Below are 15,137 nucleotides of genomic sequence, written 5' to 3' on the forward strand. Positions count from 1 at the left end.
GAGATTTAGCTTGAGCCATCTGAACGTACAATTCTTTCTTACTCGCCCTTTTAATTCTTTCGAGTTTAGATTTTAGTTCTTTGTACTTCCTCCCAGTCTTGTCCCCAAACTCCTTGTCCAGGACCTTCGGGCTGGCCACATAGTTTTTGAAATTCTTAAAGGCGGATGTATTTGTCCCTATCGAGTAACTCGTGAGAATCTTTAAAGAATCCCGCACCTTCAACTCTTTGACCTTATCAGAGGCGACATATGCCGAACCTCCTAACAGATGGTCCCCCGCAAAACCGCTCAATATGTTCGTATGGCCCCTGGCTGCAGACAAATCGATAAGTTTCTTTGTGAAATTATAGGTGAGCGAGTTGACATTAGGTTCGTCTGAGACGGGGATAGAGTGTGGGAACCCTTCAAACATCAAAATGTTGTCAAAGTTTTTAAAGAGACCTTCAGAGTTGTATTTCTTTAGAAGCCCATCGATGTACTCTGATTCGTCACACTCGGAAAGTTCTTCGAAAACTGCACTTATAGAACCCAATCTATAATCAGATGTTGATTCAAATTCTTTTCCTGTCGCATAGATTGCCGTCGAATCCAACCCGCCACTTAACATGACGGCGTCCGATTTATCTCGCCTCAGTCTTCTTTGAACTGCTTTTCTAAACAAATCATCGAACTCGCTTATATATCCTTCTAACGAGGGAAACGTTAATGGCTCATTCACATCAGCCAGATCCCAATATTTCCTTACCGTACTCTCTGACATATGGTGTCGGACGAAAGAAGAACTGGGAACCCGCATTATTTTTTTATAAGGAGTGTTGACGCTGTCCACAATCCCATTAGATTCTACGAACTCGGAGAAGTAGGTCTCGTTTAAATCATGGCCAGATGATTCGTCCTTTATCAGAAACATATCGCTAGAGACAATCAATCGTTGTCCATCTCTGACCCAGAAGATTGGTTTCATCCCCATGTGGTCCCTCACGGTGTACGCCACGTCATTTTTAGTGTCATAGAGGACGAACGAAAAAACCCCGACCAATCTCTTCACGAAGTCCATGCCCGTCTCTTCGAACAACCGTATCAAGAGCTCTTCCTGACCATATATGTCACCTGCCGCTTCACCCAGCATCTCCTTCAATTCATGCCGATTATGTAAATCGATATCCCCAAAAACATAGATGCCTCCGGAGTAATAGGACGCTGAGGAGAAGGGGTGGGTGCTGACGAGTTCAAAATCAATATCCGGACTCTCGCAGACAGAGGAGTAGACGTCCTTCCCGAATCTCAGACCAACCCTCTCTCTAAGTAGTAACGGTTTTTTTTCATGTTCATGCCCCAAGTTGATTACTGCTGCATACCATTTAATGATGTTCACCTTCTTTGAGAGAGGTTAAGATGATGTTGTATTTAGATGTCTCTTCTTCATCATCGAAAAAATTTTGACCGTAACAAGTGATCCAGGCGTGAGCTTCGAAAGGAAATTTCCTTACGCCCACGTTCATATCGACCGGGATATAAAATCTGCTCCTCATAATCCGGTAACCCAAGAATGTTTTGTGGATGCAATCGGCTTTTCTTGGGTACCAAGTGCAGACGACATCTAATTTTGAGAATAGATTCTCAATGTCAGGAAAAATCTTTTTCATTTCTTCTTCCTGGTCATAATAGTTTTTCACGACCTCATATTTTTTGGAGTATCTTAAGAATGTTTTATTAAAACCTCTTAAGAACAACTCCATGTCCAGAACGGATAATCTAAAGAATAGGTAGATGTAATCTTTCACAAGATCCGACCCCTTTTATTGATAATTTTCTCGCTTACCAGGGATGATATAAACAAATCCACATCTCTTTGTATCTCGTGTTTTGCCTCTGGAAATCTTCTCCCCAAATCATGGATGATGTCGTCTACTTTTCCTACTTTAGCAATCCGCTCCCACACATATGTAGAGATTTCATCTAAAGCAAAGAATTTATTCGTTTTCATGTTTATTAAAAGGATTTCCCCATTCTCTCTATATACAATTACATTTTTGTCTATTTTATACATATTTATCATTCCTTTATTTGTATAAACAAAATTTAACTAAATATATGTTTTTTTTCAATCAAACGTCCCTAAAAGGTCTTATTTTAGCGTTTAAAGGGTCTTATGAGCGTTATCAGAAAAAACGATTGGTTTGTCTCATTCTCAAATTGATCAAGCGCATAGCCTCAATCCATCATGAAATATCATAATTTATTCCTTACGATCCCTTCCTTTCTATAACCAATCAATTAAGAGAATGTAGTTATCAACTTAGACTGGTTTCCCCAAACATGTGTGGCACACATGACTAAAAAAAGAAACCGTTCATCGTCGACGGGTTCAAGGAAAATCTTCTCACACTTCTCGTGACATGTTTTCGAAACAAGGGATGTATGTCATTCTGGTGGTCCATGATATCAAGGTCCTCTTCTGGCCCCGAAAGTCGTATATAATAAGAATAAGAAAAACAAATTTAAAAGAGTCGTATACACTTTTCCTTGAAGTGTATACGACTCTTTCCCTTTTTAAAGTTTTCTCTATCTATAAATTGAGGTCTAGGAGCATTTTGAAATCTCGTTCTACTTTCGCCGTTTAAGTGAAGCATCAACGTCCAATGGTCGAAACGGAAGCCGAATCGAGGTTTCACAAAACAGAATACAAAGATTTTTTTACCTCATGAAAGACACCCTAGTCCATCTAAAAAAACACATTCTCATTGAACTTACCAAGTCGAGCAGATTTCTTATTTGTCCCGAACTCATTTTCTTAGACTTCTACCTAAACTCCCTCAGTTTCGCGAAAATCAATATCTCGCGTTGGAGGATACGAAGCATTCTTATTCATCATTTCAATATAAAGGGGTATTTTTGAAGCACCGACCACGACAAACTCCACTTCCAAAACTTATTAAGAACTAATAAAGCGTCCATAATACTCTCGAGATTTTTGTCTTGATTAAAACAAGCAATATATGTTCTTCCTAAATAAAATGACCCACTCTGTTCCAATAGCTTAGGAGTCTCAGTGGGTCATAGTTTATTACTCATTATTCTGTTCAATTCGTATGCAAATAGGCGGTAAGAGCCCGTCGGATAATCTCATCTTCTGGCACATCTTCTTTTCGCGCAGCTTGCGTTAGTCCAACATATAAAGGATCTGTTAAATCAGTGAACCGAATTTGTACACGCATTGGTTTCACAGATTTAGTTTCGACTTCGAGCACACGTTGTTCCTGACGCTCAATCAACATACGCTTCACTTCACGCAATTCTTCACGTGTCATTTCATAAACTGTTTTGTCCCCATTTGCTGTGTAATATTTCTTACTCTCAAGTAATGCGAGCTTTGGATCTTCCGGCCATGACAAGAGTTCCGCTAACTTGGTCGCACTGAAATCTTGTTCAATCGTTTTTTCTAAAATATTCGGACCAAACGTATTCCAAAAAGAAACAAAACGATTCACTTGGGAATGAGACATCCCAATCTTCGCTAAGAAGTCTTTCCAATTTCCCTCTTCTTGTTTAAATTCCTTTTTTGTTTCCGGATCACGGAACAGGCTATTTGCATGCGCAAGAATACGACACTTTTCGACAAAACTTGTCGCCTGAATCGCATCAATGTGATTATAGTATTGAACAATGCCTTCCATGTCTTCGGGCAGTTTTTTTGTGATAATACGAGAAAGTCCGGTTGCTGGTAAGGACTGATACGGATTCGTGATAGTCGTCGTTGCAGAAAATTCTTTGACAGCTTCCACTTGATCCGTACGATCTTCACTAGATTGTGTTCCTTGTTTTACCGGTAAATTAGCACTGAATGTCGAAATTTTAGGCGTATGTTTTTTACGAGGGCGACTCATAGAGAAAGTACCTCCTGGGCAAGTTGTAAATAAGCATCCGTTGCAGGGCTTTTATGATCAATCACAGGTCTAGATTCACGTTGTAGGGTTTGTACCTTAACGGCATACGGGATTGTTGTAAGGACAGGAATCCCGACCTCTTTCCCGAGCTCTTCAAGTTCTTCTACCGTCGTCGTATCCCCTTTAGAACGTGCACTGACCATTGTCGGGATAAAGGCTGCGATATGAATATCTTCTCGGAATCGCTTCATCTCTTCTAACTCCTCAGGAGCCGAGTACACCGCATCCATTGAAAACTTTTGCATCTGTACAGGCATGATAATTCGATCTTGCGCGACAAGAGCGCAGCGCGCATAAGGATTCAACGCTGACGTCGAACCAGGACAATCAATTAAACAAATATCAAATAATTCATCTAGTTTGGCCAATTCTTCACTAAGTCGGTACTCATAACCAATTTGACTCGTTAAATCACTCGGTGAAGCAGACCGTCTTGTCGGAACTAAGTAAATCGTTCCAGTCTCATATTCACAAGTGACGATGACTTGTTCAATCGGTGTATAAAATGGATCGTTGTCTTCGAGTAGACAATCCAATAGCACTTTCCCTTCATAGTCGTTCGTCAGACCTAATCCATTCGTTGAAGACGCCTGATCATCGGCATCAATCACGAGTACACGTAAGCCATCCCGTGCGTAGGCATGAGCTAAATTGATGGTTGTAGTTGATTTTCCAACTCCACCTTTACGATTGTACAATGCGATTTTCTTCATGACTGTTCTCCTTGTTCATCTGTGGCTTCAATTATATTGTCTGATACAGTTCGTTCAATCATTTCAGCTAGTAACTCACTGACACTACGATTATGTGCATGGGCATACTGTTGAAATTGTTCCGAAAGATCGCTTGGAATACGCGCGGACAAGATCGAAGATGACTTTTTATCTTGCTGAAAAGGTTTCACTTTAAGGGGTGTATGAGTGTTCCCTTTTCGAAGATCACGGATCTGTTTGACCGTGAGCTCTTCGACCTGTCTTCTTTCACCATTAATATATAGCCCTTGCTCGACGACCTCATCAACATTATCGAGATACATAAGTTCAAAAATTTTGGATGCCGGTAGACTGGTTAGCGATGACTCGAGCGGATGCAGTGTTTCATAGGCTTTTATATATCGTGAGGCAAGTGAGGCGGACATGGAGACCGCTTCTAAAAACGTCCCCCACTCTTTTTTATCATGCATCTCAGAACGGGCGATCACTAGACGTTTGCCAATCTCAAATACGGAAATGGTTTGTACTTTGGCGAGTTCATTGATTTCATGAACGAGATCTTCAACTTCCTTTGAAATTGGCAGCTTTTGAACTAGTGAACTGATATTCGTTAAACCGCTCTGATAAGGGTGTTGCTCACTCGGTTTGATTTTGTGAATGTTACGATTTCTGGCCTTCATACAGAATCACCTCTGGCTGTTCGGATCATGTGTGCCAACTCTCGAAACGGTTCAGATAACTGTTTTGATTCTCTGGAGCGGTATTGAATGACACTTTTTCCGCTATCCGCTGCTTTTTCAATAAATGTCGATCGTTTGATGACAGGTAAAATAGGCAACGATTCAGTCAACGCAATTTGTTCCATTGCTTCGAAGTATTCTTTATCGGCTTTTAACGTATGGTCCATCGCCACAGGTAAGACCCCGGCAATCTCTAAATCTGGGTTATAGAACTTTTTCACCTTTTGTACGGTGCGAATGGTACTTCCTAGCTGATCAAAGACAAGCTTTTTCGGCATAAACGGAATAATGGTCGTATTGGCAGTCGACAAGACAATTTTTGAGAGTTCGTTGATCGAAGGAACTGAATCTAAGATGATCCAATCAAATTCATCTTCGAGCGGTGCGATCATATCCTTTAATAGGAAGAGCTTATCTTGCTCAGAAAGTAAATTAATTAACCTTGCATTTCGTTCATTTGAAGGAAGAAGACTGACATGATACGTTTCGTCATCAAATAGAATATCTTTGATATCTAAATTTCGTGTATGTACATCAAACATGGTCATGTATTTGATCGTATCGGATTCTTTTAACATTAGTTTGCTAAGAGAACCCTGAGGATCTAAATCAATGAGAAGAACACGTTCCCCTAACTCTCCTAATGCATAGGCCATGTTCAAGGAACAGGTGGTTTTACCAGATCCACCTTTCGAAATGTAAAACGTTAATATGTTCATGTCCTCTCCCCTTTCTAGTTCTTATGATGCCACACTCTGTTTTAAGGAACAACTAAAAATAGTGAACAACTTACATATTCAAATGAATATTTTGTATACAATTTAAAAATAGATTGTATACGTATTTTATACAATTTAATTTTTCATCTGATTTGTATACATTTCGACGTCGAAATGTATACTTACGACTCTCACCTCACGAGTGTTTTACTATTGGAAATAGAAAAAAGACTACAACCTTGGGTTATAGTCTTCGAATTTGAAATTAGTAAATGAATAATACATAGCAACTTGAGCTAAGCCTTTATCAGAATATGTGGATATTAGAGGAGCATACAGCTTCTAACCCATACATATTTAAAGTAAAAACACCGAACATGGAAATATCGATAGATAAGATGAAATCAAATAAACGCGAAGACAATCGTGCAGCTCTAATGAAGAATACATTTACATGTCAAGTTGATAGGTTGGCTCCATAAGCGAAACAGAGAGTGATCCTAGTGTATAGACACCGTCATCTTCATTATGTAAATGTTCGAATATCGCATTGGTGGTGACACAAGGGGCACCGATTTGTTGTGTCACATACTGATAGAAAATTTCAGTTGCAAAAATTTCATCTAACATTTGACCCGTAAATACGAGATTCTCAATGTTTTCTCCAGCGTTTTTAAGTTCTAAATCTGTAATTTCATCACGATATGTCCAATGTCCATACTTTTCAATATTGTCAAAACCAGCGAATACATAATCAACATCATAGCGAATACTTCGTTTCATAGGAAAGACCTCCTAGAAGATGGTATATACTTTATTGTATGAGGGGTATATAGGATTAAGTCATCATGGATGTGACATCTTCATGATATTGTATGAACGGTTTTTTGAACGATTACTATGATTTAAGTCGTTAGAGAATGTACATGTAATCAAACACTCAGATCTAATCGATTAAGAGAAGAATACAAAACCATATTCTTATGAATAAAAAAGATTAAATAGAATGAATAAGAATTAAAGATAGATTAAAAGAATTAGGAAAAATGAAAGTCCGAAAAACCGTTTGACACCAACGTTTTCGAGAGATTTAGAAGATTGTAAATATGTCAGATATAGTTTCTTTTATTCAAAGGGGCTATTTTTTTTTCATTTCCTTTTTGATAAATCATATCCAACAGCCAATTTTATTCGCTATATATTTGAAATAAAAACGATTGTATTTGATTTTTTTCCGAAGATGTAAAATATAAAAATGACCTTATGAAACACAGGTCATTTATGATGCCTTTTGATGGAATGAATCAACAATGGATATAGATTCGGGATGCTTTCATACAATTTTTCAAAATGAGGCATGCCAAAAAGACCATCATGCGATCGTCAATTTTTCAACTTTATGTTTTAGTTGTTGATGAAGGTAAAGAATCGGCTCCTTGAAGAAGAGTTGATGCTCACTTGAATGAATTAAGTCTTCACGATGGTGAAGAAACGCTTGTTTCAAGTCAGCCAAGACTTCACGGAACGCTGATGCACCGAACGTATCACTCATAGAGTAGAGAGATTCACGGCTTACTTTTAGTGCATCGAAATCGAAGAACTCACCAACGCGCTTACGCAACTCGAACCAAGCAATTTGAGCATCTGAACGCTCTTCTTCTCGAATCACTTTACTGTCTTGAGATTTGTCTAATGTCAATTCAACGAGGACTGGACGCGAAATATCTTGAACGCGTTTTTTAAGCGTGAGATTTTGCTTCACCACATTTAAGAAATGACGGCTATCTTCTATAAGGGACACTTGAAGGAATTTCAAACGAGCCATCATCTTTTGAATGGCAAGTTTGTGGCCACAGTATTTAGGCAAGAAGCCTTTGATCTCGTCATAGGTAAGGATGGCTTGGTCATGTGATTGAACATGGATATCTTTTTCAACTTGTACGAGTGTACGTAACGCAAGGCGCAAAGCGTTCACATTATCAAGTGTGAGCAGTTCGGAAAGAAGATCATGCCAAATAGACGTGTACCCGGTCTTTGAAACGACAGAGGCTCCGTCAACATAAAGATCACGATAATTCTCAAGATAATCGGTTAGTTCAATCGAGAGCACTCCAGGGAAATGCCGGACAAGCCGTAACAAGCCATAGCTCTCAAATGTTTTTAAGTTATTATGTAAAGAACGGACAGACGTATGAGCGGAAGAAGCAAGCTCTGTATCTTCCATAAACTCAATCTTACCTTGGTCATCTGCATAAGAAAGAAGTGTGAGGACATGGCGAATCCGCGACTTTGTCCACTTAAAAGAAGTGAAGCATGTAGGGATGTTATAGTGATGCTGTTCATAGCGATAGTGATCAGCTCGTTTCGTCCAACGAGTTAAGCCACTCATCGCGATGAGTAGTTTGTTTGCAACTAAAATGTGACGGTTTTTGTAAGCCACGTACCCTACACCTCCTCTATCCTAAAATATGCTAGTTTTAGTATCTTGTTCTTTCGAGATAGTGTCAAAGTGTGGGTTTGGTACGATGAATTGCGACCAAATTTGATGAAACGTTGATGTTAAGCCATTTTTGAGCTATAAATATATGTCGTTTCAGTACGATGGTTTGCGACCAAATTAGGAGGAATTGCTTAAGAAAGCCATTTAAGCGTGATTCAGAGTAGAAATTTCATACGAAAAGTAGTCGAAATGTCGTTTCAGTACGACGGTTTGCGACCATTTTAATAAAAGTGTCGTTTCAGTACGACGATTCACGACCAAATCAATCGAAAATGCGGTTTCAGTACGATGATTTGCGACCATTTTTAAGAGACAGACATTTAATTTTTTTTTGATTTTTCATCAAAAAGTTGAGAAGTGTCGTTTCAGTACGACAAATTGCGACAAAAACCAAATAAATGTCGTTTCGGTACGATGATCTGCGACCAAATTAAGAGCCATGTCATTTTAGTACGGCAATTTGCGACCAAATTCAATTAAAATGTTGTTTCAGTACGTACTTTTACGAATCATTTCACCCTAAAGCGAACAATTTGGTAAAAATGTTCTTTCTAAATTACTCATAAGTGTCATTTCAGTACGAAGAGTTCATTCAACTAATTAGCAAAAATGATTTGATCACATCACTTAATTGTAGATTGAGTAGATTGAAAGGATGGAACTGATAGTTATACGCTGGCGTTCACCTGTATTTAATCATCAATCCACCAAAAAACGTTCCATGTGAAACATAAACTAAAGAGTAAGAATAAAAAAGAAGAAGCCTTTAATAGAGCAGGCTTCTTCTATGTTTTGTTTCTATTAGAGTAGCAATGTATCGGGATGATTTAAGAGCTCCCATGATTCAAGCGGGTAAAACGTGAAGAAATAGTAGTCGCCCGAGCGATGCCAATCTTTCAAAATAAATTCATGTTCTTTAATGCGATCAAGATTTGCCTCAAGTTCCCGCAAGTTCTCTGACTTTCGTGATTTATTAAAGCGAATCGAATAAGTAAATTGACGCCAATGCCGACGAACCGGGCTTTGCTCCCCTGTTTGAAGCGACGCAATGCGTTCTTTTTGAAGAACGAATGCCAAATGATAGGCAAAGCTCCCTTTCAACTGTTCAATCTGTTCACCGTAGATACTGACGATTTGCTGCTTGAGTAGATCATCATACACTTCTTCAGCTACTGTGACGATTACCTGACTATCCGCAAGGGTTGTGGCGTTCTTGATGGTAACGGAAGAGAAGAGGCCCCGGATAAAGAAATCGCCTTCTTCATTGTGCCCAGCTACTCGATAATAACCAAGTTTCATAAGGCGTTTTGTTGTTAAGTCATAGCTCTTTCCACTCTTGTTAGCATAGAGTTTTTCAACTAATTGAACAAGTGGAAAGATGATCTTGCGACTCGTTTGGAACGAGATATCCCGGTATGACAAGATCTCGGTGAAAGCCTCGAAGTCTTTCGCGTCTAAATCAGGCACTTTACCATTTAACTCTTGAATAAACTCTTTACTAACTAGAACAGAAAGATTCTGTGGAACGCCATCTTTATATTTCGGGACGACCGAGTCGTAGTTCAAAAGCTCGAGATTAAGTTGTGACGCATCATTGAGCTTCTCATCAAGTTGTTCAGTCTTATTTTTGATGCGATCAGACATCCCGAAAAATGGAATATCAACAGCAAGCGTTGGAGAGTGATGTGCTACACGCTTAGTTGAATCAATTTCCTTCGCAACTTCCCCTAATATCATGAGCACATCTGTTTTTAACGTCGTAGTTTTTTGATTGACGGTTTTTTGAGACCAGTACGGATACGTATGGATTAGTTGGTTTGGATCTTCTGCCCAATCTTCAATCTCGGTGATACAGAGATTCATGTAGTCTTCAATTGTTTTCACGTGAAACTCTTTGTAAAGTCCTTCAAAACCTGCAACTTTTACATAAGCTGAGATCATGTCGTGTTTGGCTCGAAGTTCTTTGTTGTAACCACGATTCTCTTGATAATTTCGCACGGCTGTTTTTACCCAGCGGCGTTTTAGTTTCATAAAATAGTAATAACGAATCTTCTTATAGGCGCTTTCGATATTTTCAAGCGCATAGTGCTCCTGATAGAGTGTTGAGACAAATTCCTGAATATCAAAAATGGATACACTATGGAGGATCTCCTCCATACCATGCTGCTTTATTGTATTAACCGCTTGAGAAATGATGAGTTGTTGCGAGCGGCTAATGGAGGATGAATGATTCTCCATGTTAATCACCTCTTCTTCACTAAATATAGCACATTTGTAAAAAATCATACTTTTGTTTTTTATTTATTTCAAATACCATAAAGTGTGCGCCGGCGCATACTTTCAAAAAAACAATTTAATTTAAATTTTATAAATACTATTACTCCTGTTCATGGTTAACAATGATAAAATCAAAAGTAAAACCTAACTAAATTTAAAACCTTTAATGATAAGCTAAGGTTTAACAATTAATATTATTAATTAAAATAAAGTTAACAATAGCGAGGTAAATAAATGTTAAAAATTAAATTTAATAAAGCTTTGGAGGTAATTAAAAAACTTGAAAAATTTGATAAAAGTAATTCTGACAAACTATATAAAATTATTAGAGGAATATCTTTCAATCACCAATCTAAAGATTTAGCGGATGTTTCAGATTTATGCGTTAAAATAACTAAATCTATACCTGACAAAGAGTACTATCTACACATTGAGTTTGTTTACTCTTTTAGTGATGCGTTAGTAGAATTGGGAAAAGAACACTCAAAAATATTAAAATATTTTAATGGCTTTATTTTCGAAAAAATTGTTTTTGAAGACCGTAAACTGTTAAAAAAATATGCGGATTTTTCTGTTCCAAATCTTTTGGCAAGTGGACTATATTTGAATTTGGCTGCGAGACTTGATTCCATTGGATTACCAGGTGAAACATTCAAAGCCCTAGCGAAATCATTTGATCCACATATTAAATTAGATAATTCTTTTACTGACACTCAAGGAGGAGAATCTGAAAATTTCCAATTGTTTTATTGTATGAGATTGTCAAATTTCTTATTTACTCAGCATAAAAGGAGTAGAGAAATACTTCTCGAATTACCTGCTATAAAATTCAAAAATTCTAAGTATATTGGCGATTTAGATGACGAGTCTTCAATGCTATATAGTATGTATGTTGATTTTGCAATTTTAGGAGAAGACGCAACTCAAGCAGATATATTATTTTTCTGTGAATATGCAGAGCTATTAAAATCAAAGAACTCTAAAACAGAAGAATTAAAAAGAATAATAATTAACCTAGAATACCAATATGGTATTGAAATTAAAAGAAACAGATTAGAGACTGCACGAATGATTGCGTATACTTTAACAGTTGTTTCAGAAAGCTATGTATGGGCTGAGACATCTATACTCGAATTTCAAGATTCTCCTGATATTGATAAAAAATTTTATTCAAGTGCAATAATTTTGCGAAGTCATGCAGTTCTACTTTCTGAAAAACCTGACTTTGTTCGCTTCAGAAAAATTGTTAGCAATTTTTTATATTTAGGAAGTAAAATGATAACGGATCCTTATCTTTTTAACTTATTTAAAAGAAAAAATAGTCATTTGTTAAATTACTGTCTAACAACTTGTGTAGAATACGAACAATTTGAGCTTGCTATTGAGTTAGCTTTAATGTGGAAAACATACAGTCCGTCGTTTGACTATGATTATGAAGAATACAAAAAAATGTCAGTAGTTATAGTAACACCAAATCCAAGAGCTAATGAGGTGCTTACTATTATCTATCATGAAGAGCAAATAGAAATTATATTGGCAAAGACCGATATAAATTTGTCTGACATACTTACACTAAAAGATGAAATTGAGGGCACATGGACATATTTTTCGGGGGATTTAGAGGCATTAAATATTAAACCGCCTACACGATTAGCTGTTGAGAAATCAAACGAATACATAGAAAAACTATCAAGTTTTATAGACTTAGAAAGAATCAAAGAAAAGATGAATAACATCGAAAATCCAGTTCAATTTAAATATTTAGAATCCACTTGGATCAACTCACCCATAATTTCTTTGTTAAGTCTTGAAACTCAACATGTGTATTCTGTTTTAGGCAGTAATAAATATACTGAAGAGCAAGGGGAAATTAAAAAAGTTCTAATCTGGGCTAATCCAGATGGTACTCTGTATAGTTCTCAATTTGAAATAGAAGGCATAGAATATTTACTTAGTAAAGCAAACATTGATTATGAAATAGTTAAAGGGAATGAATGTACAAAAGAACTATTTATAGAGAAGTATGAAAATCCCACTTACGATTTAATTTGGATTATTTCTCATGCCCATTTGAATTATGACGATCCTTCATTGTCTGAAATAGTAGTAGCTGAAGATTCTAATTTAAATATTAGGAAATTAAATGAGACTTCAATTCCGCGAGATAAAAAGCGATATTTAGTTTTAAACGCCTGTCAAAGTAGTGCAGCAGAGATAAGATATAATAGCATGAGTTTTGAGAGTTTAGCAGAAAGTTTGTTAAATGATTTTCAAAGTGTTTTGGGACATTTATGGACAGTAGATTCACTTGCAGCAGCTGTATTGGGTGTATTTACTATTGAAGAAATTTGCAACGGGAAGGACTTAGCTACATCTTTAAAGCTGGCTGAAATCTCAATGAGTAAGGGAAGAGAAGAAATAATAGAAAGGCTTGCAAAAATTAACTCGCAATTAGAGTTAATTGATAGAGTTTATAATTCTTCAAAAGATTTATCGTTACCCTTTCATTCAATGTCAGCAATAGTCACGATGTGAAAAAGGTTAGGTAGATAAATTCACATGTTTATTTTTATAATTGTTTTCAATAATAATTGCAAACGATGGAAAAATTATATTTGAGCTATCCCATGAAAGTTGGGCATGAAAACCCAATTGTTATGGGATTATTTTTATGATTCTTTTTGTATTTTCTCGAAATCCAATGCATTAAATACCACTTGATCAGGAAAAATGAATTTAGAATAATAGACGGATTATGAATAAGGAACTAAAAAAGGCAGATTTACGTATCAAATATCCGATTGCAGAAGTGAACTTTTAAAATAGCTCTAAACTGATAACGAGCTTAATTACTAAAACTCATAGAGAAATATTAGAGCATTATCATCAGCTGAATCTGTCAATCGAGAACGTGGTAATGGAAAGCAAAAAAGACACTAGAACAAAGTCTGTGTCATCTAATATCGTATAAATTACATAGATTTTTAATTAAATCGGAGACTAAATTGTGCCAGTTCAGTATTCCATTCGTTTCTTTTAATTTACTGCCCGCACTTTATTCTTCACAAAACAATATAAATAGGTCTATTTTTTAATGCTCTAACATAATAAAATCACTTTTTTTCTAGCTCATCTTTTTAGGTTAGGAACAGGCACATAGACTTGTGACATAATTACGATATCTGGGTCTTCTGCATTTTCTACTTGGGTATTTAATACTTCCTTCATTAGAGCCATACAGAATTTCGTACCTACTTTTTCTTGTATAATTTCTGCTAAATAGATATTATTTTTCTCGTATTCTTGCGGGAAATTCACTTCGAAATGAGTCATTTCTTTCTTTTTTTTCTCCCAAATTCGGTATTTTACAGTTCCTTTCCCGCTAATCTTAATGTCTGTACATTTCTTCAAAAACCTATCTATCTGACCGGCTTTACTCCAAGTAGCTAAATTTTTATTTATATAAACTTCATTCCAACTTTCAAATATAGGAAAGTGTAATAACGTATTTCTAATAAAACTAAATAAATCATCTGCTATTATACCTTCTACATGTGGACGACCGCCTTTTTTCATCCAGTTTACATATTGTTTGAGGGGTTCATAACTTAACACTTCTTTATATATAGAAAATGCTTCTCTTAATTTGAAAAATCTGATTTTTTCATTATTGTCAAAAAAATTATCGTCCGTGATTTCATCATATAAATCATAAAATCTATTATAGAATAGCTGTAAAGCCTCTTTTTCTTTATGATTAAGTTTTTTTTCTTCCATAGTCATCACCCTCTGATTATATAATTTTGTATTACGGCTATTAAAAAGTAGTTCGAGTATGTATGAATCAATTAGTTCGAATCCTATGCCCACTCCTCAATCTGTGTGGTGTAGAGATTCATTTAGTCCTCAATTGTTTTCAAGTGAGGCTCTTTATAGAGTCTTTCAAAACCTGCAACCTTTAAGCTGAGATCATGTAATGTTTAGCGCGAAGCTCTTTATTATAACCACGCGTCTCCTGATAATTACGGACGGCCGAGGTATTCGCCGTGTCGTACCACCAGGTCTAGGGCTGGACGAAAAAATATGACCCCGATGGTGTGCACGGGCTCGAGGACCGGCGCGGAGGGACCAAGCAATAAGAAGAAGAACTGACCAACGAGGAGAAGCTCGAACGTTGCATCCAACAGATCGAGCGGGAGAAAAGTTGGATTTTCATGTCCAACTTTTATGGGGCAGTTCAT

13 protein-coding genes are annotated in these 15,137 nt (G+C 36.7%); 1 reads left to right on the plus strand and 12 read right to left on the minus strand.

Annotated features, from left to right (window positions below):
* The 10 genes from KNO98_RS13455 to KNO98_RS13500 all read right to left on the minus strand — a co-directional run.
* Positions 1–1,339, minus strand: a 1,339-nt coding sequence (locus KNO98_RS13455; protein WP_214701355.1) for an asparagine synthase-related protein, incomplete at its 3' end; no start/stop codon positions are given.
* A 22-nt stretch (positions 1,340–1,361) separates the two neighbouring features.
* Positions 1,362–1,784, minus strand: a complete 423-nt coding sequence (locus KNO98_RS13460) for a lasso peptide biosynthesis B2 protein (protein ID WP_371742821.1) — start codon at positions 1,782–1,784, stop codon at positions 1,362–1,364.
* Positions 1,781–2,059, minus strand: a complete 279-nt coding sequence (locus KNO98_RS14865) for a PqqD family protein (protein ID WP_371742822.1) — start codon at positions 2,057–2,059, stop codon at positions 1,781–1,783. Before KNO98_RS14865 ends, KNO98_RS13460 begins: the two co-directional genes overlap by 4 nt.
* Before the next feature lie 1,024 nt (positions 2,060–3,083).
* Positions 3,084–3,887 carry a hypothetical protein gene (locus KNO98_RS13470; protein WP_214701359.1) on the minus strand — a complete coding sequence of 268 codons (804 nt, stop codon included), beginning with the start codon at positions 3,885–3,887 and terminating at the stop codon, positions 3,084–3,086.
* Positions 3,884–4,660: a ParA family protein gene (locus KNO98_RS13475; RefSeq protein ID WP_214691631.1), complete on the minus strand. Its 777-nt coding sequence runs from the start codon at positions 4,658–4,660 to the stop codon at positions 3,884–3,886. The genes KNO98_RS13470 and KNO98_RS13475 overlap by 4 nt, the downstream gene beginning before the upstream one ends.
* The gene (locus KNO98_RS13480) at positions 4,657–5,340 is read right to left on the minus strand and encodes a DUF3102 domain-containing protein (RefSeq protein WP_214701360.1); all 684 of its coding nucleotides are present in this window, start codon (positions 5,338–5,340) and stop codon (positions 4,657–4,659) included. Before KNO98_RS13480 ends, KNO98_RS13475 begins: the two co-directional genes overlap by 4 nt.
* Positions 5,337–6,119, minus strand: coding sequence for a ParA family protein (locus KNO98_RS13485; protein WP_214701361.1), 783 nt, complete (start codon positions 6,117–6,119; stop codon positions 5,337–5,339). The genes KNO98_RS13480 and KNO98_RS13485 overlap by 4 nt, the downstream gene beginning before the upstream one ends.
* A 450-nt stretch (positions 6,120–6,569) precedes the next feature.
* Positions 6,570–6,902, minus strand: a complete 333-nt coding sequence (locus KNO98_RS13490) for a hypothetical protein (protein ID WP_214701362.1) — start codon at positions 6,900–6,902, stop codon at positions 6,570–6,572.
* Positions 6,903–7,491: 589 nt separating this feature from the next.
* Positions 7,492–8,559 (minus strand): hypothetical protein, encoded by a 1,068-nt coding sequence (locus KNO98_RS13495; protein WP_214701363.1) that lies wholly within the window; start codon positions 8,557–8,559, stop codon positions 7,492–7,494.
* 861 nt (positions 8,560–9,420) lie between these two features.
* Positions 9,421–10,857 carry a hypothetical protein gene (locus tag KNO98_RS13500; protein WP_214701364.1) on the minus strand — a complete coding sequence of 479 codons (1,437 nt, stop codon included), beginning with the start codon at positions 10,855–10,857 and terminating at the stop codon, positions 9,421–9,423.
* A 273-nt stretch (positions 10,858–11,130) separates the two neighbouring features.
* Between KNO98_RS13500 and KNO98_RS13505 the strand changes: the two genes are divergently transcribed.
* Positions 11,131–13,431: a CHAT domain-containing protein gene (locus tag KNO98_RS13505; RefSeq protein ID WP_214701366.1), complete on the plus strand. Its 2,301-nt coding sequence runs from the start codon at positions 11,131–11,133 to the stop codon at positions 13,429–13,431.
* A 594-nt stretch (positions 13,432–14,025) separates the two neighbouring features.
* On the opposite strand, the gene KNO98_RS13510 is transcribed toward KNO98_RS13505, so the two are convergent.
* On the minus strand, positions 14,026–14,673 hold the full coding sequence (locus KNO98_RS13510) for a hypothetical protein (RefSeq protein ID WP_214701368.1): 648 nt from the start codon (positions 14,671–14,673) through the stop codon (positions 14,026–14,028).
* A 245-nt stretch (positions 14,674–14,918) separates the two neighbouring features.
* Entirely contained in the window at positions 14,919–15,137 is a 219-nt protein-coding gene (locus tag KNO98_RS13515; RefSeq protein ID WP_214701369.1) for a hypothetical protein, read from the minus strand.

It is taken from the genome of Exiguobacterium sp. s57, assembly GCF_018617685.1.
Taxonomy (GTDB): domain Bacteria; phylum Bacillota; class Bacilli; order Exiguobacteriales; family Exiguobacteriaceae; genus Exiguobacterium; species Exiguobacterium marinum.

Excerpts from the sequence above, each read along its gene's own strand:
- KNO98_RS13475 (WP_214691631.1), bottom strand. The coding sequence starts at position 4,660 with ATGAAGAAAATCGCATTGTACAATCGTAAAGGTGGAGTTGGAAAATCA.
- KNO98_RS13485 (WP_214701361.1), bottom strand. The coding sequence starts at position 6,119 with ATGAACATATTAACGTTTTACATTTCGAAAGGTGGATCTGGTAAAACC.
- KNO98_RS13470 (WP_214701359.1), bottom strand. The coding sequence starts at position 3,887 with ATGAGTCGCCCTCGTAAAAAACATACGCCTAAAATTTCGACATTCAGT.
- KNO98_RS13505 (WP_214701366.1), top strand. The coding sequence starts at position 11,131 with ATGTTAAAAATTAAATTTAATAAAGCTTTGGAGGTAATTAAAAAACTT.
- KNO98_RS13510 (WP_214701368.1), bottom strand. The coding sequence starts at position 14,673 with ATGGAAGAAAAAAAACTTAATCATAAAGAAAAAGAGGCTTTACAGCTA.
- KNO98_RS13490 (WP_214701362.1), bottom strand. The coding sequence starts at position 6,902 with ATGAAACGAAGTATTCGCTATGATGTTGATTATGTATTCGCTGGTTTT.
- KNO98_RS13480 (WP_214701360.1), bottom strand. The coding sequence starts at position 5,340 with ATGAAGGCCAGAAATCGTAACATTCACAAAATCAAACCGAGTGAGCAA.
- KNO98_RS13515 (WP_214701369.1), bottom strand. The coding sequence starts at position 15,137 with ATGAACTGCCCCATAAAAGTTGGACATGAAAATCCAACTTTTCTCCCG.
- KNO98_RS13500 (WP_214701364.1), bottom strand. The coding sequence starts at position 10,857 with ATGGAGAATCATTCATCCTCCATTAGCCGCTCGCAACAACTCATCATT.
- KNO98_RS14865 (WP_371742822.1), bottom strand. The coding sequence starts at position 2,059 with ATGATAAATATGTATAAAATAGACAAAAATGTAATTGTATATAGAGAG.